The organism is Aeromonas sp. QDB31 (assembly GCF_027707605.1).
Classification (GTDB): domain Bacteria; phylum Pseudomonadota; class Gammaproteobacteria; order Enterobacterales; family Aeromonadaceae; genus Aeromonas; species Aeromonas media.
This window is the reverse complement of the sequence record NZ_JAPCIX010000017.1, coordinates 1-17,848: the sequence shown is the minus strand read 5'-3', so window position 1 is coordinate 17,848 and position 17,848 is coordinate 1. Positions and strand designations below refer to the sequence as shown.

Annotated in this window: 14 protein-coding genes; 10 read left to right on the top strand and 4 right to left on the bottom strand. The window is 63.2% G+C overall.

Translation table 11 applies throughout. From position 1 onward, the window contains the following. Positions 1–19 precede the first annotated feature (19 nt). Positions 20–904: a LysR family transcriptional regulator gene (locus PG898_RS15650; protein WP_005331279.1), complete on the top strand. Its 885-nt coding sequence runs from the start codon at positions 20–22 to the stop codon at positions 902–904. 69 nt (positions 905–973) lie between these two features. On the opposite strand, the gene PG898_RS15645 is transcribed toward PG898_RS15650, so the two are convergent. After that, complete coding sequence (locus PG898_RS15645) at positions 974–2,146, bottom strand: MFS transporter (protein WP_226171963.1); 1,173 nt, start codon at positions 2,144–2,146, stop codon at positions 974–976. Between the two features lie 163 nt (positions 2,147–2,309). On the opposite strand from PG898_RS15645, the gene PG898_RS15640 reads away from it, so the two are divergent. Together PG898_RS15640 and PG898_RS15635 are read left to right on the top strand one after the other, a co-directional pair. After that, positions 2,310–3,452: a MalY/PatB family protein gene (locus PG898_RS15640; RefSeq protein ID WP_226171960.1), complete on the top strand. Its 1,143-nt coding sequence runs from the start codon at positions 2,310–2,312 to the stop codon at positions 3,450–3,452. Between the two features lie 239 nt (positions 3,453–3,691). Continuing rightward, a complete protein-coding gene (locus tag PG898_RS15635) occupies positions 3,692–5,026 on the top strand; it encodes a TAXI family TRAP transporter solute-binding subunit (protein ID WP_226171958.1) in 1,335 nt (444 codons plus the stop codon). Between the two features lie 75 nt (positions 5,027–5,101). Here PG898_RS15635 and PG898_RS15630 read toward each other — a convergent pair whose 3' ends face one another. Beyond that, complete coding sequence (locus PG898_RS15630; protein ID WP_270824572.1) at positions 5,102–6,010, bottom strand: LysR family transcriptional regulator; 909 nt, start codon at positions 6,008–6,010, stop codon at positions 5,102–5,104. A gap of 169 nt (positions 6,011–6,179) precedes the next feature. Here PG898_RS15630 and PG898_RS15625 point away from each other — a divergent pair, with 169 nt between their 5' ends. The 4 genes from PG898_RS15625 (at position 6,180) to ygjK (ending at position 11,718) form a co-directional block, all read left to right on the top strand. After that, positions 6,180–7,436 carry an adenylosuccinate synthetase gene (locus PG898_RS15625; RefSeq protein ID WP_270824571.1) on the top strand — a complete coding sequence of 419 codons (1,257 nt, stop codon included), beginning with the start codon at positions 6,180–6,182 and terminating at the stop codon, positions 7,434–7,436. Between the two features lie 263 nt (positions 7,437–7,699). Continuing rightward, positions 7,700–8,236, top strand: a complete 537-nt coding sequence (locus PG898_RS15620) for a YbhB/YbcL family Raf kinase inhibitor-like protein (RefSeq protein ID WP_270824570.1) — start codon at positions 7,700–7,702, stop codon at positions 8,234–8,236. Positions 8,237–8,247: 11 nt separating this feature from the next. After that, the gene (locus PG898_RS15615) at positions 8,248–9,051 is read left to right on the top strand and encodes a helix-turn-helix transcriptional regulator (protein ID WP_270824569.1); all 804 of its coding nucleotides are present in this window, start codon (positions 8,248–8,250) and stop codon (positions 9,049–9,051) included. A gap of 186 nt (positions 9,052–9,237) precedes the next feature. Beyond that, the gene (gene ygjK / locus PG898_RS15610) at positions 9,238–11,718 is read left to right on the top strand and encodes an alpha-glucosidase (protein WP_270824568.1); all 2,481 of its coding nucleotides are present in this window, start codon (positions 9,238–9,240) and stop codon (positions 11,716–11,718) included. A 74-nt stretch (positions 11,719–11,792) separates the two neighbouring features. On the opposite strand, the gene tyrS is transcribed toward ygjK, so the two are convergent. Beyond that, positions 11,793–12,992, bottom strand: a complete 1,200-nt coding sequence (tyrS, locus tag PG898_RS15605) for a tyrosine--tRNA ligase (RefSeq protein ID WP_005330603.1) — start codon at positions 12,990–12,992, stop codon at positions 11,793–11,795. 114 nt (positions 12,993–13,106) lie between these two features. Here tyrS and PG898_RS15600 point away from each other — a divergent pair, with 114 nt between their 5' ends. Further along, positions 13,107–14,426 (top strand): peptidoglycan DD-metalloendopeptidase family protein, encoded by a 1,320-nt coding sequence (locus tag PG898_RS15600; RefSeq protein ID WP_270824567.1) that lies wholly within the window; start codon positions 13,107–13,109, stop codon positions 14,424–14,426. Between the two features lie 56 nt (positions 14,427–14,482). Beyond that, on the top strand, positions 14,483–15,607 hold the full coding sequence (locus PG898_RS15595; RefSeq protein WP_042650722.1) for an anhydro-N-acetylmuramic acid kinase: 1,125 nt from the start codon (positions 14,483–14,485) through the stop codon (positions 15,605–15,607). A 91-nt stretch (positions 15,608–15,698) separates the two neighbouring features. Here the strand turns inward: PG898_RS15595 and PG898_RS15590 are convergent, their stop codons facing one another. Then, entirely contained in the window at positions 15,699–15,980 is a 282-nt protein-coding gene (locus tag PG898_RS15590) for a hypothetical protein (RefSeq protein WP_182788160.1), read from the bottom strand. Positions 15,981–16,387: 407 nt separating this feature from the next. On the opposite strand from PG898_RS15590, the gene PG898_RS15585 reads away from it, so the two are divergent. Further along, a complete protein-coding gene (locus tag PG898_RS15585; RefSeq protein ID WP_042650723.1) occupies positions 16,388–17,653 on the top strand; it encodes a RidA family protein in 1,266 nt (421 codons plus the stop codon). Positions 17,654–17,848: the final 195 nt, after the last annotated feature.

Sequence of the window (17,848 nt, the reverse complement as noted above, 5' to 3'; positions counted from 1 at the left end):
GCCCCTGACAGGTTGCACTATGTTTCGTCCCAAGAGCACGTTTGAGCAATGGCGGATCTTCCAGGCCGTGGTGGACTGTGGCGGTTACGCCCAGGCCGCAGAGGCGCTGAACAAGAGCCAATCCTCCCTCAATCATGCGGTCGCCAAGCTGCAACAGAGCCTGGGGCTGGCCCTGCTGGAGGTGAGGGGGCGCAAGGCGGTGCTGACGCCGGCGGGGGAGATCTTCCTCAAGCGGGCCCGCCAGCTCAGCCAGCAGGTGGAAGAGCTGGAGAACCTGGCCAACAACCTGGAGCGCCAGTGGGAGCCGCAGATCAACCTCTATGTGTCGGTGCTGCAACCGCGCGAGCGGCTCTATCGGGCGTTGGCGCACTTCCATCCCCGCAGCCGGGGTTGCCGCATCAATCTGCACGAGCGGATCCATTGCCACTTCAATGCGCTCCAGGTGGGGGATCTGATGCTCTCCGAGCACCTGCCCCACGATCGCACCGGTCTGCCCCTGGACGAGGTCTGCCTGTTGCCGCTGTGCGCGGCTGAACATCCCCTCGCCGGGCAGGAGGAGCCCATCACGGCCGAACTGCTCGCCAGCCATAACCAGATAAGCCTGCACCCCCCCATCCACCGCTCGGTGGACTGGAACGATGCGGATGACACCGGCTGGAAGGCGACCCACTATCGCGAGGTGCTCAGCATGGTGAGCCTCGGTCTCGGCTATGCCTGGGTACCACGCCACCTGGTGCAGGAGGAGCTCGCCAGCGGCGCCCTGGTGAGGCTCGATCTCGCTGGCGGCAGCGAGCGCTACCTCTACACCTACCTGCTCACCCCGTCGACCGATGCCCTGGGGCCGGCAGCCGAGCTGCTGCTGCGCTGCCTGCGCAACGAATACCAGGCCGACAGCGGCAAATAGCCCCGCGCCGGCCAACGCGGCCGGCCCCTGCTCATCCCGTCAGGCCCTCCCTCGCCCGCCCCGGGCACCTCACACATTGGGCACCCGCCAGCAGGCGGCCAGCGCGGCCAGCGCCAAGGCGGTGGCCACCATGAAGACCCCGTGAAAACTCCAGATCTCCGCCACAGTCCCAGCGATGGCGCCCGCCATGATGGAGCCGGTGCGGATGCTGTTGGCAAACAAGGTGGTCGCCACCCCGGCCCGACCCGGCATCAGATCCTGGAAATAGGACATGCCGATGCCGGCGACGATGCCGATGAAGATGGCGTTGAGCAGTTGCAGTGCGATGAGGGCCCCCTGACTCGACAGGGTCACTAGCCCGGCGTAGAAGCCGACCCCGGCCAGCACCGCCAGCAGCATCATGGGCCGCTTGCCAAAGCGCCGGGTGTAGTAACCCGCCAGCAGCATAAAGGGGATCTCCAGGGCCGCCGCCGTCCCCATCAGGATCCCGGCCAGCTTCTCCTCCAGTCCCAGCTCGCGGGTGATGTAGAGCGGCATGTTGATGAGGTACATGCTGTTGCAGGTCCACATCAGGGTGGAGGCGATGAAGAGCGCCCGCACCGAAGGATCTCGCCAGCTGCTGACCCGCTCCCCTTCGCCCTGGGTGCTCGGCAGCGGCAGGGAGGGCAACCAGCGCCAGACCACGAAGGCACAGATGAGATAGGCGAGGGCGGAGGCCAGATACATCACCTCGAAGCCGTAACCGATGGCAAGCGCGAAGGCCGCCGGTGGCCCGATGACCCAGGCCAGGGAAAACTGGGCCCGCAGCACCGAGCTGAACATGTCCGCCCGCTTGTTGCGGCTGTCGGCGTATTCGCGCGCCAGGGCAAACAGCTGGGGACTGGCGGTGGCGGTCAGGCTCGCCAGCACCACCCCCAGGCTCACCAGCAGCCAGTATTGCCGGTTCCAAGCAAACAGCAGGGAGAGCACTATGCCGGCGACACAGCAGCGCAGGATCAGTTGCTTGCGATCCCCCCCGTTGTCGGAGCGATGGCCGAGCCACTGGCTGATGAGGATGCCGATCACCGCGTTGACGGTATAGAAGAGCCCCACCAGGAAGGGGCGCACCTGCACCTCTTCGGCCAGAAACAGGCTCAAGGTGGGCACTTGAAGTGCCACCGCCACCCCGGTCATGAAGGTCACCGCGAGGAAAGAGAGAGAGACGGGATCCGGCCTCTTGCGGGCAGCACTCAGCAAACTCATAGAGATACCATTGATATGGAAGAGAAAAAGGGAGCCAGAAGCCGGCGGGTGTACAGTATGACGGCGTTTATTTTATGCGATTATCAACAGCCACCTCAAGGGTTGCGAGGCCACGTCCAAGTCCGTACATTGGTAAACCCTCTGGCCAGTACAAGGATTTCACATGTTTGATTTTGATCGGGAGATAGATCGCAGCGGCACCATGAGCCTGAAGTGGGACAAGTACAAGGGTCAGGATGTGCTGCCCATGTGGGTGGCCGACACCGACTTCGCCTCGCCCCCCGCCGTCATCGAAGCGCTCACGGCGCGGGTGGCCCACGGCATCTTCGGCTATTCCCGCCCCTCCCCCCGGCTGATCGAACTCATCATCACCCGCATGCAGCAGCGCTATGGCTGGACTATCTCCCCGGAGTGGCTGGTCTTCCTGCCGGGGGTGGTGCCCGGTCTGAACCTCGCCTGCAAGGCCTGGAGCCAGCACGGCCGTGGCATCATTACCCCCAAGCCGGTCTATTACCCCTTCCTGCAGGCGCCTGGCTTCAACGATCGCCCCCTGCTGACCGTCCCTATGATTGAGGAAGCCGGGCGCTGGGTGCTGGATCTGGAGGAGCTGGAGCGCCAGGCTCCCTCCGCCGACCTGCTGCTCTTGTGCAACCCGCATAATCCGGGGGGCACCGTCTTCACCCGCGAGGAGCTGCTCGCCATCGACGCCATCGCCGAGCGCCACAATCTGGTGGTCTGCTCGGACGAGATCCACTGCGATCTGCTGCTGGACAAGGATGCCCGCCACCTGCCCTACGGTGCCCTGAGCCCGTCGGCCGCCGAACGCAGCGCCGTCATGATGGCGCCGAGCAAGACCTTCAACATCGCGGGTCTGTGCTGCTCCTTCGCGGTAGTGCCCAATAGCCGCCTGCGCCTCAAGCTGCAGCAGGCGATGCGCGGCATCAGTGCCGACGTCAACCTGCTGGGCTTCGTGGCCGCCGAGGCCGCCTACGAGGGTGGTGAACAGTGGCTCAGCGAGCAGCTCGACTATCTGAGGGCCAACCTGACGCTGATCGAGCAGGCGGTGGCCCGCTGGCCCGGCGTCAAGCTGGCAAAGAATCAGGCGACCTATCTCGCCTGGATCGATGTAAGCGGCCTCGAGCTGGATGACCCGGTCGCCTTCTTCGAGCAGGCGGGTGTCGGTCTCTCACCGGGCGCCCAGTTTGGTGATGGCCAATGCGTGCGCCTCAACTTTGGCTGCACCCGGGCTCGCCTCACCGAAGCCTTGTCGCGCATGGAGAAAGCCATTCTTCAGCGCGGCATCTGACCAGGATCGCACGCTCCGGCAAGCCACCGGGCAAAGCTCAGGGAGACGCTGGCCCGCATGGAGGAGGTGATTCTCCAGGCACGCCACTGACGGCAAGGAGGGGGCTGCCGGTCAGCCTCCCCCAGCCATGGACGGGAATGGCGAAAGCCATTCAGGTTCACATCTGATATAGATAAGATGTGACTCATGACGGGATGAGCCTGGTTCATCCCTTTTTTCAGCCATTGTTCCGGTTCCCTATGCACCCAAGACCCCTGCGCGCCCTGTCACGCCTGTTACACCTTGCCCAGCCCTGGCTGGCGGCCGTGCTGGCGCTGCCCCTGTCTGCCGCCCCCGCCTATGTCACCATAGGCACGGGGGCGCTCAACGGCGTTTACTACCCCACGGGGGGCGCCATCTGCCGCCTGCTCAACGACGACAGTGCCAGCCACGGGTTGCACTGCACGGTACAGAGCACCTCGGGCTCCATTGCCAACCTGGCCGCACTGGCCAAGGGCGACATCCAGCTGGCGCTGGTACAGTCGGATGTCTTGTTCCATGCGGCCCACGGCAGCGGCCCCTTCGCGGGTCAGGCCCCGAACGATCAGCTGCGCAGCCTGCTGCGGCTCCATAATGAATCCCTGACCCTGCTCGCCAGTGCCACCAGCAACATCACCACTCTGGCGGACATCGAAGGCAAGCGGGTCGATCTGGGCAGCCCCAACTCGGGAGACAGGGTCACCAGCCAGGCACTGCTCGAAGCCATGGGCTGGCGCCCAACCGACTTCACACTGCCTCCCGTGGCATCCCCCGGCAACCGGCTGGAGGGACTCTGCAACGGTACCCTGGATGCCGCCTTCCTGGTTGCCGGCCACCCCAATCAGGGGATCGGCGATCTGACCGGTCGCTGCCAGGCCCGCCTTATCCCCATCGAGGGGGAGCAGATAGACAAGCTGCTCAAGCAATACCCCTACTACCAACGCAGCCGCATCGGCGCCAATCTCTACCCGGGGCAGACCAGCTCCCTCGCCACCTTTGCCGTGACCGCCGAGCTGGTGGCCAAGGCCAGCCTGCCCGAGGCCGAGGTGCGCACCCTGCGCGACGTGCTGAGCCGCCATCTCAAGCAGTTCACTCGCCTGCACCCGGCGCTCACCACCCTTACCCCCGAATCCATGCAGGCAGGGGACATACTCCCGCTGCACCCCGGTATGCTGGATGCCGTGCCGACCCTGTTGCCCGAGTCCCTAGCCCCCTCCGGGGCCGAAGCCACCTCAGGGGCGCTCCCCACGGCGCCGTCCGCCCCCACCAGCGCGGCCACCCCGCTGGAAGGGGCTGAAGTGCTACCGGAGCAGCCTGCTGGCGCCACCCTGCCGGCCAGCTCGGATGCGGTGGCGACCGGGCAAGCCCCGGCGCTGACCACGCTACCGGTGCCGACGGAGGCTGATATAGCGCAGGGCAGCCAGCCGGATGCGGCCGGGATCGCCACCCCTTCCGCGGCAAAGAGCACCGAGCAAGTGACAACCGCCACACCCGCACCGGGCAGCCCAAGCGGCGCCTCGCCGGCCACCCACGAGACGCCAGCCCCCGCCCAATGACGGGGAGAGCACAATGCAAGAGGCCACCCTGGGGTTGCCTCTTGTCATCTGACTGTTCAGCGAAGGGCACCGGGTTCACCCTTTGGGGGACAGTAACGAGTCCGGGCGCAGGATCTCCTCCTCCACCCAGTGCAGCAACTGCTTGATGGCCCGCGACAGCACCTGGTTCTGGCGCACCACATACCCCAGGCTGGTGCCGGGGAAGTCGGTGAGCCGGGTAACAGGGGCGGTGAGTTTGAGCCGCGGGTGGAGCGAGAAATCCGGCACTATGGCGACCCCGAACCCCGCCTCCGCCCAGTCGAGCTGGGCATCCACGCTGCCCACCTCCATGATGCGGCAGCTCGGCAGCCCGAGCAGGGGCAAGGAGGGGTCGATCAGCGCCCGGGTGCGGGTGTCGTGCCCCAGCAGGATCAGGGTGGGTTCGTCGAGGGGATCGCTCTCCCCGGCCTTGGCACGGACCTGCCAGCGGGTGAGCCCCTGCCCCAGAGCGCACCAGGTCACCTGCTGCAATTCGGTGTAGTAGAGCGGCTCGCTGCGCTTTTGCGCCATCACGAAGCCGAGATCCGCCTTGCCCGCCCTGACCAGATCCGCCGCCTGATCCGAGGTGGTGTTGAACAGGGTGAGATCGATGCCGGGAAAGGCCTGCTTGAAGCGCTGGAACGGCTGGATCAGCAGCAGGCGCGAGATGATGTCGCTGGCGGCGATGGCGAGCGTCCCCTGGCTCGACTGGCTGAGGGCGTTGAGATCGGACTGACAGAGCTGCAGCTCGTTGATGGCGCGCTCGGCACTTTGCAGCAGCCGCTCGCCAGCCTGAGTCAACCGAAACGGGCTGCGTTCAATCAACTTGACCCGGGTAGCCTGTTCCAGATTCTTGAGGTGCAGGCTGACGTTGGGCTGGGTCATGTGCAGCTCGGTGGCGGTCTGGCCGAAGTGCTGCAAACGGGCCAGGGTGACGAAGGTATTTAACCAGTGAATATCCAACATGAGGTAACTCTCACCCACGACTGGCGCGGGGTAGCGCGTCATGGCGGGGCTTTGCTGATAAATTGGCCATAATTATATGACTTACTTATCGGAATTATAAAGATAATTAATTTTTCTAATCCGCATAGGGCTCCTAGGATGGACGCCTAACGTCTTAGGAGAAAGAGTCATGTCGTCTATCGTAGTCGTAGGTGCTAACTGGGGTGATGAAGGCAAAGGCCGCATCGTCGATTATCTGGCAGGCCAGTCCGCCGCCAGCATCCGTTTCCAGGGAGGCAACAACGCCGGCCACACCGTGGTCAACGATCTTGGCACCTTCAAGCTGCACCAGCTGCCAAGCGGCGTCTTCAACCCGGATTGCCTGGTCGTGCTCGGCCCTGGTATGGTCATCAGCCCGGAGCCGCTGACCAAAGAACTGGCCGAAGTGAAGGCCGCCGGCGTGACTCCGAAACTCGCCATCTCTGACAGAGCCACCTTCTGCCTGCCGATCCACGCGCTGGAAGACACCCTGGAAGAAGTCCGTCTGGGTGATGGTGCCTATGGCTCCACCCGTCAGGGCATTGCCCCTGCTTACGGTGATCGGGTCATGAAAAAGGCGATCCTGGTGGGCTGGCTGAAACAGCCGGACGTGCTGGTCGAGCGCATCCAGTTCTTCCTCGACTGGAAACTGCCGCAGCTCAAAGCCCTCTACCCCAGCTTCGAATTCAGCCAGACTGCTCAGGAGATGGCTGACTGGCTGCTGGAAGTGTCCGCCCCCTGGATCGACGCCGTCTGCAACGTCAGCGAGCCGCTCAAGGCCATCCAGGCCCAGAACGGCACCCTGCTGTTCGAAGCCCAGCTGGGCGCCGGCCGTGATCTCATCTACGGTGAGTACCCCTGGGTGACCTCCTCCCACGTCTCCGGCGCCTACGCCGGCATCGGTGGCGGCCTGCCGGCCCTGCGCCCCGAGCGCGTGATTGCCGTGGCCAAGGCGTTCAGTACCTCTGTTGGTACCGGCACCCTGATCACCGCCATGGAGAACCAGGACGAGTTCCGCAAGTTCGCCAACGAGTTCGGCGCCACCACTGGCCGTCCCCGTGACATCGGTTACTTCGATGCGGTCGCCACCAAGCAGGGTCTGGAGATCCAGGCCGCCAACGAAATCGCCCTGACCAAGCTGGACTGCCTCTCCGGTATGCCGGATCTGAAGATCTGCGTGGCCTACGAAGGTGCCAACACCGAGAACCCGATCTGGCCGCAAACCGCCGGTCTGAAGCCGGTGTACGAGTCCATGGAAGCCTGGAGCGAAGACATCTCCCACATCCGCAAGTTCGAAGACTTGCCCAAGGCTGCCCAGCACTACGTGCTGCGCATCGAAGCCCTGCTGGGTGTGCCGGTTCCCATGGTCTCCGTCGGCCCGGGCCGCGAGCAGATGATACTGCGCTAAGCCGCCTGCTCTTCTGTCAGCACAATGTCAAAACCGGCCTCATGGAGGCCGGTTTTTTTATGGCCGCGCACCACTGACCAGCCCGGCGTCCCCAACTCCCAGTCCCCCTCCCTTCCCGCCATAGCGCAGTTCGGCTCAAAATTGGCACTCTTCAATCCAACATTGAGCAGTATGGTTGAACCTGGCTCGACCCCCATCGCTAGACTGATCCCGTCATCAGGATCCTCCCATGGGGATCCCCTCATCCATGAAGGAGCACCACCATGAAATTACCCCTGAGTTCGGCCCTGCTCTCCCTGCTGTGCGTGGCGGCCCTGCCCGCCGCCGCAATGACCCTGAAGAGCACGGACATCCAGGAAGGCCAGCTGATGGACAAGGCACTGAGCTTCAACGGCTTCGGCTGCAAGGGGGAGAACCACTCCCCCCAGCTGAGCTGGCAGGACCTGCCGGCCGGCACCCAAAGCGTCGCCATCACAGCCTATGATCCCGATGCCCCCAGCGGCAGCGGCTGGTGGCACTGGCTGGTGGTGAACCTGCCCGTCAGCCAGAGCGAGCTGGCCAGCAACGCCTCCGGCAAGCTCAAGCAGGGGCTGGAGCTTGGCACCGATTTCGGCAGCCAGGGTTACGGCGGCCCCTGCCCGCCCGCCGGTCACGGCATGCACCGCTACCAGTTCACCGCCTGGGCCCTGCCCCGGGATCTCGAGGTGAAGGCAGATACCCCGCCCGCCATGGTAGGCTACATGCTCAATGCCATGGCGCTCGGCAAAGCCACCCTGACCGCCACCTTCGTCACCCCCTAGGAGCCCGCCGGATGAGCACGCCGCTGCTGCAACTGAATCACTATTTCGGGATCCGCCAGCAGCCCCTGCACCGGGTGCTCATCTATGCGCCGACCCTCATCTGGGTACAGCAGGGGCACAAACAGCTGTGGTGGCAGGACAGGCGCCTGTCGTTTGACAAGGGGAGCTGGCTGCTGATCCCGGCAGGCCACCAGCTCACCTTCGTCAACCAGCCCGAGCAGGGCAGGTTCAGCTCCCATGCCCTGACCCTGCTGGCCCCGCCCCCCGCAACCTGGCTGACTGATGCCCCGGCTACCCCGCAGCGGGAGCCGCGCCTTGAGGTAAGCCCGGCGCTGGCGTTCTGCTTCGAGCTGATCTGCTCCATGGCCGACCGCAGACTGAGCGAGGCCACTCAGGCCCAGCTGCTGCACGGCTTCTATGCCGAGCTGCGCGCCGCCCATGCCCTCGATCTGCTGTTTCCCGCCAGCACCATGACGCTCGGGGAGCGGCTGGCCCGCTACCTGGGGGTGGAGCCCGGCGCCGACCACAGGCTGGAGACCCTGGCCCCCCACTTTTCCATGAGTCGCGCCTCCCTGGTGCGCAAGCTGGCCGCCGAGGGGCGCAGCTTTCGCCAGCTGCTGGCCCAGGTGCGCATGAGCCACGCCCTCACCCTGCTGCAACAGGGACTGAACCCGCTGGAGGCCGCCCTCGCCTGTGGTTACGACTCTCCCAGCCGCTTCGCCGCCCGCTTCAAGCAGGAGTTCGGCCTGACTCCCCACCAATATTTGCGCACCTGCCCCGCAACTGCCCCGCGATGCCAAGTAAATAGTTACTAAAAACAACTCCTGTGTAACCTCATGTAACCCGGTGATCCCGATCACACATTTCCCCATCCATACTGTGACGCAGCGCCAATCTTTCCGCTTTCTTTCCCCTAGAATGGCCATGAAAACGTTTTTACTAAAATAAACACAAAAAAAAATCACCTTCCTTAACCTACAAAATCGTCATTGGAGCGAGATATGTTTCGTAAAAATTTACTTTCCATCGCCCTGGGTGTCGCCCTGTTTGGCCTGGCCGCCTGCAACGGCAATGACTCAAGTGCCCCAACCCCGCCTGGCGCCACCCTGGCGAACCAGTATCGGAACGTGATCGATCGCACCGGCACCCCGCTCCAGTTCCGTGACTTTGACAGCTACTCCAACCTCAAATACAACCCGCTACTCGATCTCGGGGCCTGGCACGGCTTCCTGCTGCCCAAAAGCGACGGCGAATGGGGTGGCTTCACCGGCCCCATGGTGATCGCCGAGGAGTACAGCCTCTTCTTTGCAAGCGAGCTGGACAGGCTCAGCCTGAGCGACGAGAGCGGCCGCGCCTTCCCGCTCACCAGCGCCAGCAAGCATGAGATCTACGCCATCCCCGGCGCCCTGGTGCAGCGCTTCGAGTTCGAGCCCTTCACCCTGGAGCTGGAGCTGCGCTACGGCGATGCTCGCACCGCCCTTATCCGCACCCGTCTGGTGAACAACCAGGATGCGCCCCTCACCCTGACCCTCAACTGGCAGGGGGAGCTGCTCCAGCAGTGGAATGCCAACAAGACGGTCGCCGAGCAGTATCCCGACTGGACCCGCACCATCAGCCAGAGCGAGCAAGGCATCGAGTTCCAGTTCGGCGAACTGCGCAGCACCTGGAACATCATGCAAAGCGGCAGCGCCCGCTACCGCATCGACCGCACCCTGCCCAGCCGCACCACCCTGGACGAGAAGGGGCTCGGCTATGTGAGCGAGGCCAGCCTCACCCTGGCCGCCAAGGGTCAGCAGGATATCTACACCCTGCAGAGCTATGTCCACAGCAGCGAGGAGGCGAGCCGCTTCGAGCAGAGCCGCCTAGCCCTCTTGGCCGACCCGGCCGACGCCTTCGATGCCTCTATCCGTCGCTGGGAGGATTACCTGGCGCGCGGCCTCTCCAACCAGGGCATCCCGGAGTCGGAGCGTCGCATCGCGGTCAAGGCGATGGAGACCCTCAACGGCAACTGGCGCTCCCCGGCTGGCGCCATCCTCCACGACGGGGTCACCCCCTCCAACACCGCCCGCTGGTTCGACGGCGTCTGGGCCTGGGACAGCTGGAAGCACGCCTACGCCATGGCCCACTTCAACCCCGAGGTAGCCAAGAACAACGTGCGCGCCATGTATGACTACCAGGTTCAGCCGGATGATCCGGTGCGTCCGCAGGATGCCGGCATGGTGATCGACGCCGTCTTCTACAACAAGCTGTCTGACAGAGGTGGCGACGGCGGCAACTGGAACGAACGGGACACCAAGCCGCCCCTCTCCGCCTGGGCCATCTGGGAGATCTACAGCGCCACCAAAGACAAGGCCTTCATCGCCGAGATGTATCCGAAGATCCAGGCCTATCACGACTGGTGGTACAGGGCGCGGGACAACAACCGCAACGGCATCATCGAATACGGCGCCACCCGCCACGTCGAGCACAACGACGAGTTCGGCAATATCACCTTCAAGGTGCAGTACGCCAGTGGCGTGCCCGCCGGGCTGGATCTCGCGAGCTGTACCGACGAGGGGGACGGCTGGTACGGCTGCGCCGGTATGGCACTCTATCAGCAGGTGCTGAGCACAGGCAGGTACGACGAGATGGACATAGGTGCCCAGCACGGTGCTGGCTGGGAGTCCGGCATGGACAACGCCGCCCGCTTCGGCTTTATCGAGCCGGATCAGCTCAAGCGTTACGCCGACAAGGCCTATGGTGGCGACATCGACAAGGCCCGCCAGGACTGGAACGTCGCCTTCTTCGAAAACCACGAGGACGACGGCAGCCTCATCGGCTTCTCCATCGATCAGGAGTCGGTGGAACTCAACGCCTTCCTCGCCAAGGAGAAGCGCATCTTGGCGGACATGGCAGATCTGCTCGGCAAACCGGACGAAGGGATCCGCTATCGCGAGGGCGCCAGCCAGCTCGCTGGCTACATCAACAGCTGCCTGTTCGATGAGACCTCCGGCTTCTATTACGATCGCCAGATTGCCCAGGGCGATGTGGCAGATGCCAACGGCTGCGTCGGCAAGCTGCTGACCGCCCGAGGTCGTGGCCCGGAAGGCTGGAGCCCGCTCTGGGCCGAGGTGGCGGACAAGGAGAAGGCGGCGCGGGTGCGCGAGGTGATGCTGAGCAGCCAGGAGTTCAACACCAAAGTACCGCTCGGCACGGCGGCGCTGACCAACCCGGCCTATGACCCCGACATCTACTGGCGCGGCCGGGTCTGGCTGGATCAGTTCTACTTTGGGGTGAAGGGGCTGGAGAACTACGGCTATCGCGACGACGCCCAGCTGCTGGTCAACAAGCTGTTTGCCAACGCAGAGGGGCTGGCGGGCAGCGGCCCCATCCGCGAGAACTACAACCCGGAGACCGGCGCCATGCAGGGGGCCAGCAACTTCAGCTGGAGCTCGGCCCACCTCTATATGCTCTATCGCAACTTCCTTAAAACGCAGGGCTGATCCCCGCGCCCCCGGGAATGACGCAACAAAAAGGCCTCCATGATGGAGGCCTTCTTTCTATCAGCGGATCGCGATTACTTGACGGTCACCCGGGCAAACTTGCGCTTGCCGACCTGATAGACGGCGGTGCCGGCACCGACCAGCGCCTTGCCATCCTCCAGCTTGTCGCCGTCACGCTTGACCGCGCCCTGCTTGATCATCCGCAGCGCCTCGGAGGTGGTCTCCACCAGACCGGCGTCTTTGAGCAGGTTGGCAATCGCCAGGCCTTCCCCTTCCAGGGCCAAATCAACCTCCGGCATCTCGTCCGGGATGGCGTTCTTGGAGAAGCGCTGGGTGAAGTCTTCGTGGGCCGCTTCGGCCGCCGCTTCGTCGTGGTAGCGGGTGATGATCTCCTTGGCCAGCCAGATCTTCACGTCGCGCGGGTTCAGGGTACCGGCTTCGATGCCGGCCTTGAAGCCTTCGATGTCCGCCAGCGGGCGGGAGGAGAGCAGCTCGTAGTAGTTCCACATCAGGGTGTCGGTGATGGACATGATCTTGCCGAACATCTCCCCCGGGGCATCGTGCACGCCGATGTAGTTGGCGGCGGACTTGGACATCTTCTTGACGCCGTCCAGACCCACCAGCAGCGGCATCATCAGCACGCACTGGGCGGCCATGCCGGCATCTTTTTGCAGCTCGCGGCCCATCAGCAGGTTGAATTTCTGATCGGTACCGCCGAGCTCCACGTCCGCTTTCAGCGCGACCGAGTCATAGCCTTGCAGCAGCGGATAGAGGAATTCGTGAATGGCGATGGACTGACCGCCGCTGTAGCGCTTCTTGAAGTCGTCGCGCTCCATCATGCGGGCCACTGTCTGCTTGGCCGCCAGTTTGATCATGCCGGTCGCGCCGAGCTCGCCGAGCCAGCTGGAGTTGTACTCGATCCGGGTCTTCGCGGGATCCAGGATCTTGAACGCCTGCTCCGCATAGGTGAGGGCGTTGTGCTTGATGGCCTCTTCGGAGAGCGGCGGGCGGGTGCTGTTCTTGCCGGAGGGATCCCCCACCATGGCGGTAAAGTCGCCGATCAGCAGAATGATCTCGTGGCCCAGATCCTGGAAGGTCTTCAGCTTGTTGAGGATCACGGTGTGACCCAAGTGAATGTCCGGAGCCGTCGGGTCCATCCCCAGCTTGATGCGCAGCGGGCGCCCTTCCTTCAACTTGGCGACAAGTTCTTCTTCAACCAGAATTTCTTCCGCTCCGCGCTTGATCTCGGCTAGCGCCACCTCGAGCTGGGACATTTTTTGACTCTCCAATCACGATTCCACAGGGCCAGACATATTACTGGAATGGCAGGCCAATTGGAAAGGCGGTAAACTCCGACCTTCTTCTGGGTTCAACTTCGTCAGCTTCTCATGGTCATTTGGCACGCCTTCAACTCTCTTCCTACCTGGCACCGCAAGATGGTGCTTATTCTGAGCATCCTGGTGATGATGCTGGCAGCCTGGCCAAGCGAACAGGCCGTCGCCACCCGGGTCGATGACAACGGCAACGAGCTTGCCCTGCGCCAGCCCGCCGACGCGGCCGCTGCAAACGATGAACTCGAGGCCGCGCAGCCCCTCACCCCGCCCAAGCCGCGCTACATCACCAAGCAGGTGAAGGTGCGCCGGGGCGACAACATGGGGGTCATCTTCCAGCGCATTGGCCTGAGCACGACGGACCTGCACCTGATCGATCAGCTCGATGGCAGCGATCCCCTGCGGATGCTGCAGCCGGGGCAGGAGCTCACCTTCAAGCTCACCGAACAGGGCGAGCTGCACAGCCTCTATTACCCGCACAGCCTGGAACAGGCGCTCAAGGTGAGCCGCAAGGACGACAGCTTCGTCGCCAGGTCGGTCAAGCTCGAGCTCGACACCCGCGAGCAGGTGGCGAAGGGGGAGATCCGATCCAGCTTCTGGGGCGCCGCCAGCGAGGCAGGCATGACGGAGGATCAGATCATGGACCTGGCCGCCATCTTCGGCTGGGACATCGATTTTGCCCAGGACCTGCAGCCGGGAGACAGCTTCCGGGTGGTCTACGAAGACAAGTATCAGGATGACGAACGGGTCGCCTCCGGTGACATCCTGGCCGCCGAGTTCATCAATCAGGGCGCCATCTATCGCGCCGTGCTGAACCAGGATGGCAACTACTACACCCCGGAGGGCAAGGCGATGCGCAAGAGCTTCCTGCGCGCCCCGGTCAACTTCAAATACATCAGCTCCAACTTCAACCCGCGTCGCCTGCACCCGGTCACCGGCAAGGTGCGCCCCCACAACGGCATCGACTACGTGGCGCCGGTGGGTACCCCCATCATGGCGGCGGGGGGCGGCAGCGTGGTGGCGGCCGGTTACAACCAGTTCAACGGCAACTATGTCTTTATCAAGCACGCCGGCAACTATGTGACCAAGTACCTGCACCTCTCCAAGCGCACCGTGAACAAGGGGCAGCGGGTGAAACAGGGGCAGACCATAGGCCTGCTGGGAGGCACCGGCCGCGTCACGGGCCCGCACCTGCACTATGAATTCGTGGTGGGCGGCGTGCACAAGAACCCGCGCACCCTCAACTTGCCCCAGGCCGAGACCCTCACCGGGCGCGCACTGGCCAGCTTCAAGGCACAGGCCAGACCGCAACTGGCCAAGCTTGACAGCACGGACCTGCAACTGGCCCAGAACCAGCGGGACAGCAACGGCAGCTAAGAGTCGCCCCACTGCCATCGTGGCTGCTGTAAATGAACAGATAACAAGGAGAGGCCATGAGCGAGCGCTATATCGGATTGATGTCGGGTACCAGCATGGATGGCATCGATGCCGTGCTGGTCACTCTGGATGGGGAAACTCTTCGGGTGGAGGCGGCGCTCTGCCACCCCTGGCCAGAGGCAACGGCGCGCGAGCTTCACGCCCTCTGCACCCCGGGGGAGAACGAAATAGACCGCATGGGTGTGGCCGACAATCGCGTGGCGCAGGAATTTGCCGCCGCCACCCTGGCGCTGCTTGCCAAGGCAGGGCGTGAGCCCAAGGATATCCGCGCCATCGGCTCCCACGGCCAGACAGTGCGCCACCGCCCCCAGCTCGGCTTTACCTTGCAGATCGGCAATGCGGCCCTGCTGGCGGCGCTGACCGGCATCGACGTCATTGCCGATTTTCGCACCCTGGACATGGCCCTCGGCGGTCAGGGGGCGCCGCTGGTGCCCGCCTTCCATCAGGCCATTTTTGCCAAACCGGGCGCCCTGCGGGTGGTGCTGAACCTCGGCGGCATCGCCAATATCTCTGTGTTGCCGGGCCATGCCGACGGGGGCTCTGGTTCAGGGGTATATGGCTTCGATACCGGTCCCGCCAACACCCTGCTCGATGGCTGGTATCGCCGCCATCAGCCCGACGGCGGCAGCTATGACGCCGGTGGCCAGTGGGCGGCCAGCGGCCAGCTTGTTCCCGAGCTGCTAGCCAAACTGCTGGCTCACCCCTACTTCACCGCCCCCGCCCCCAAGAGCACGGGTCGGGAGATGTTCACCCTGAAGTGGCTAGACCACGAGCTGGCAGGCACGGCATACGCCCCGGTGGATGTACAGCGCACCCTGCAGGCGCTGACCTGCCACAGCATAGCCCGCCAGCTGCCCGCAGTGGATGAGACGCAAACCAGGCCAGAGCTGTTCGTCTGCGGCGGCGGCGCCCACAACGGTCCCCTGCTGGCGGAACTCGCCGCCCTGCTGCCCCGCTGGCGCCTTACCAGCACGGCCGAGCTGGGGCTCGCCCCAGACTGGGTGGAAGGAGCCGCGTTTGCCTGGCTGGCACAGCGCTTCATGACGCGCCAGCCCGGCAACCTGCCCGCCGTCACCGGCGCCAGCCGACCGGCGGTGCTGGGCGCACTCTACCCCGCCTGAGCGGGCAACCTGCGCACACGCACAGAGAGGGCGGCACATGCCGCCCTCTCTGTCATTGTCCGGCTCTGCCGGCAGACGTTATCGACCGTGTTCATCCCCCTTCTTTTTCACACTGCAATTTCATTGCATAAATCTGGATGTCATATGCAGCCCGTATTGGTTGATTGCAGCGGCTCGCTTGCGTCAATGACATCGTCGTCATGCAGCCTGGGTGAATGATATTTCCCGCCGCTGTTTCAAGGGTCGAAAACGGGCACTGGCTAACATATTTTTGATGTTGCTGACAGCCCCATCCATGGGCATAAAATGCATAGCCATTCATATTGGAGTGCATGAACAGCAAAATATTGCCGATGATTAACCCTTTATTCACAGAATTGATCAACGATGGCCCGGTACAAACCCACGTACTGCGGCCATTTCCCTTATAAGGCGCGTTATGACACCCGGTCAGCCGTTATATATGGTGAATTGAACCGCATTTTAGCTATATTTCAGAGCATTGAGCCACCTCATAGAAATGCGATCCCGGTTTGCATCCCCTGGTCGGCCCCCCATAGAATCCCCCTGTCTGAATCATCAACCCGATCCATTTCTCCATCAGCCGCTCGCCCACGCAGGCGACGTCGAAGCCAGACTCGAAACAGCGATGACTGTTTTCCGTATCACCCGTCGTCATTCGTCGGGAACGGGCAACTGTTGCCGAAATAAAGCGAGGTGTGCGGCAAACGAGGAAGGAAGGCGTTGACCCTACATCAATAAAGAGAAAGGAGTATCGCCATGAGTGGTACCATCATCAAATCCGCCAGAAATACCCCCAATGCACCGCAGGATCTGGGCCCCTGCACCCAGAGCGTGGCCTTCTCCCACTACAACAATATTTCCGCCCAGCTCCCCGTCGATACCAAGACAGGCAAACTGGTGAGTGGCGATATCCAAGCCCAGGCCAGACAGTGCCTGACCAATATCCAGGCCATAGTCCAGAGCATCGGCCACGTCATGGACGACATGGTGAAAGTCACCCTCTTCCTCAAAGACATGGGGGATCTGGAGGCGGTCGACGCCGTCTATCGGGAATTTTTCCCCCACCATCTGCCAACCCGCACCGTGCTCGCCGTGGCCGGTCTGCCGCTCGGTGCAGCCGTCCAGATGGACGCCCTGCTCTCCAATGGGGAAGGCACCTTCCCGCAGGCACCCTGCCCGCTGGTGAAACTCTCCCGCAACAGCGACAAGGCACCGCAGGATCCGCTCTCGACCCATACCGTCGCCTTCTCCCACTACAACAATATCGGTGCCCAGCTGCCGGTGGATGCCACCACCGGCCAGCTGGTTGCCGGCGGCATCCAGGAGCAGGCGGCCCAGTGCCTGCGCAACATCAAAAACGTGCTGGAGAGCATAGATGTGCCGTTTGACGATATCGTCAAGGTCACCGTCTATCTGACCAGCCTGGTGGATCTGGACGCCGTCAACGAGGTTTACCGCACCTTCTTCCCGGACTCCGCCATCGCCCGCGCCGTCGCCTATCTGCCGGCCCGCAGCGTGATCGCGGCCTCCGCCCTGCCGCAGGGTGCCAGGGTGCAGATGGATGCGGTGATCTCCCACGGTGACGGCACTCCGCCGCAGCTGGTAGAAGACAGACACAATCTGGTGATCAGCGCCCGCAATACCGACAAGGCGCCGCGCAGCCCCCTGCACACCCAGACTGTCGCCTTCTCCCACTACAACCATATCGCCGGCCAACTGCCGCTCGACATGGCCACAGGCAAAGTGCTGACCGGCTGTATCCGTGAGCAGACCGCCCAGTGCCTCGGCCATATCAAGACCATCGTCGAGAGTATCGGCCACGTGATGGACGATATCGTCAAGGTCAATATCCAGGTGAAGAACATCGAGGATCTGGACGCAGTAAACGCCATCTATACCAAATACTTCCCGAACTATCTGCCCGCCCGCACCGTCATTGGGGTGAGCGAGTTGCCCGCCGGCGCCCTGGTGCAGATTGATGCGGTGATGTCCAACGCGGAAAGTACCCCGCCGCAGGCGTAAGACATGCCCTGAATAATAAAAAGAGACCGGCTATATGTCGGTCTCTTTTTTGGTAACAGGAAAGAATATTATTTTTATGGCATCAACGTAAAGAACGCGAACGTTCGATTACGCTTCGCTAAGGAAGGTGCGAATAAGCGGGGAAATTCTTCTCGGCTGACTCAGTCATTTCATTTCTTCATGTTTGAGCCGATT

What these genes read in the sequence shown, in the direction of transcription:
- PG898_RS15620 (WP_270824570.1), top strand. Translation starts at nt 7,700, where the DNA reads ATGAAATTACCCCTGAGTTCGGCCCTGCTCTCCCTGCTGTGCGTGGCG.
- PG898_RS15585 (WP_042650723.1), top strand. Translation starts at nt 16,388, where the DNA reads ATGAGTGGTACCATCATCAAATCCGCCAGAAATACCCCCAATGCACCG.
- tyrS (WP_005330603.1), bottom strand. Translation starts at nt 12,992, where the DNA reads ATGTCCCAGCTCGAGGTGGCGCTAGCCGAGATCAAGCGCGGAGCGGAA.
- PG898_RS15625 (WP_270824571.1), top strand. Translation starts at nt 6,180, where the DNA reads ATGTCGTCTATCGTAGTCGTAGGTGCTAACTGGGGTGATGAAGGCAAA.
- PG898_RS15635 (WP_226171958.1), top strand. Translation starts at nt 3,692, where the DNA reads ATGCACCCAAGACCCCTGCGCGCCCTGTCACGCCTGTTACACCTTGCC.
- PG898_RS15595 (WP_042650722.1), top strand. Translation starts at nt 14,483, where the DNA reads ATGAGCGAGCGCTATATCGGATTGATGTCGGGTACCAGCATGGATGGC.
- PG898_RS15615 (WP_270824569.1), top strand. Translation starts at nt 8,248, where the DNA reads ATGAGCACGCCGCTGCTGCAACTGAATCACTATTTCGGGATCCGCCAG.
- PG898_RS15650 (WP_005331279.1), top strand. Translation starts at nt 20, where the DNA reads ATGTTTCGTCCCAAGAGCACGTTTGAGCAATGGCGGATCTTCCAGGCC.
- PG898_RS15630 (WP_270824572.1), bottom strand. Translation starts at nt 6,010, where the DNA reads ATGTTGGATATTCACTGGTTAAATACCTTCGTCACCCTGGCCCGTTTG.
- PG898_RS15600 (WP_270824567.1), top strand. Translation starts at nt 13,107, where the DNA reads ATGGTCATTTGGCACGCCTTCAACTCTCTTCCTACCTGGCACCGCAAG.
- PG898_RS15640 (WP_226171960.1), top strand. Translation starts at nt 2,310, where the DNA reads ATGTTTGATTTTGATCGGGAGATAGATCGCAGCGGCACCATGAGCCTG.
- PG898_RS15645 (WP_226171963.1), bottom strand. Translation starts at nt 2,146, where the DNA reads ATGAGTTTGCTGAGTGCTGCCCGCAAGAGGCCGGATCCCGTCTCTCTC.
- ygjK (WP_270824568.1), top strand. Translation starts at nt 9,238, where the DNA reads ATGTTTCGTAAAAATTTACTTTCCATCGCCCTGGGTGTCGCCCTGTTT.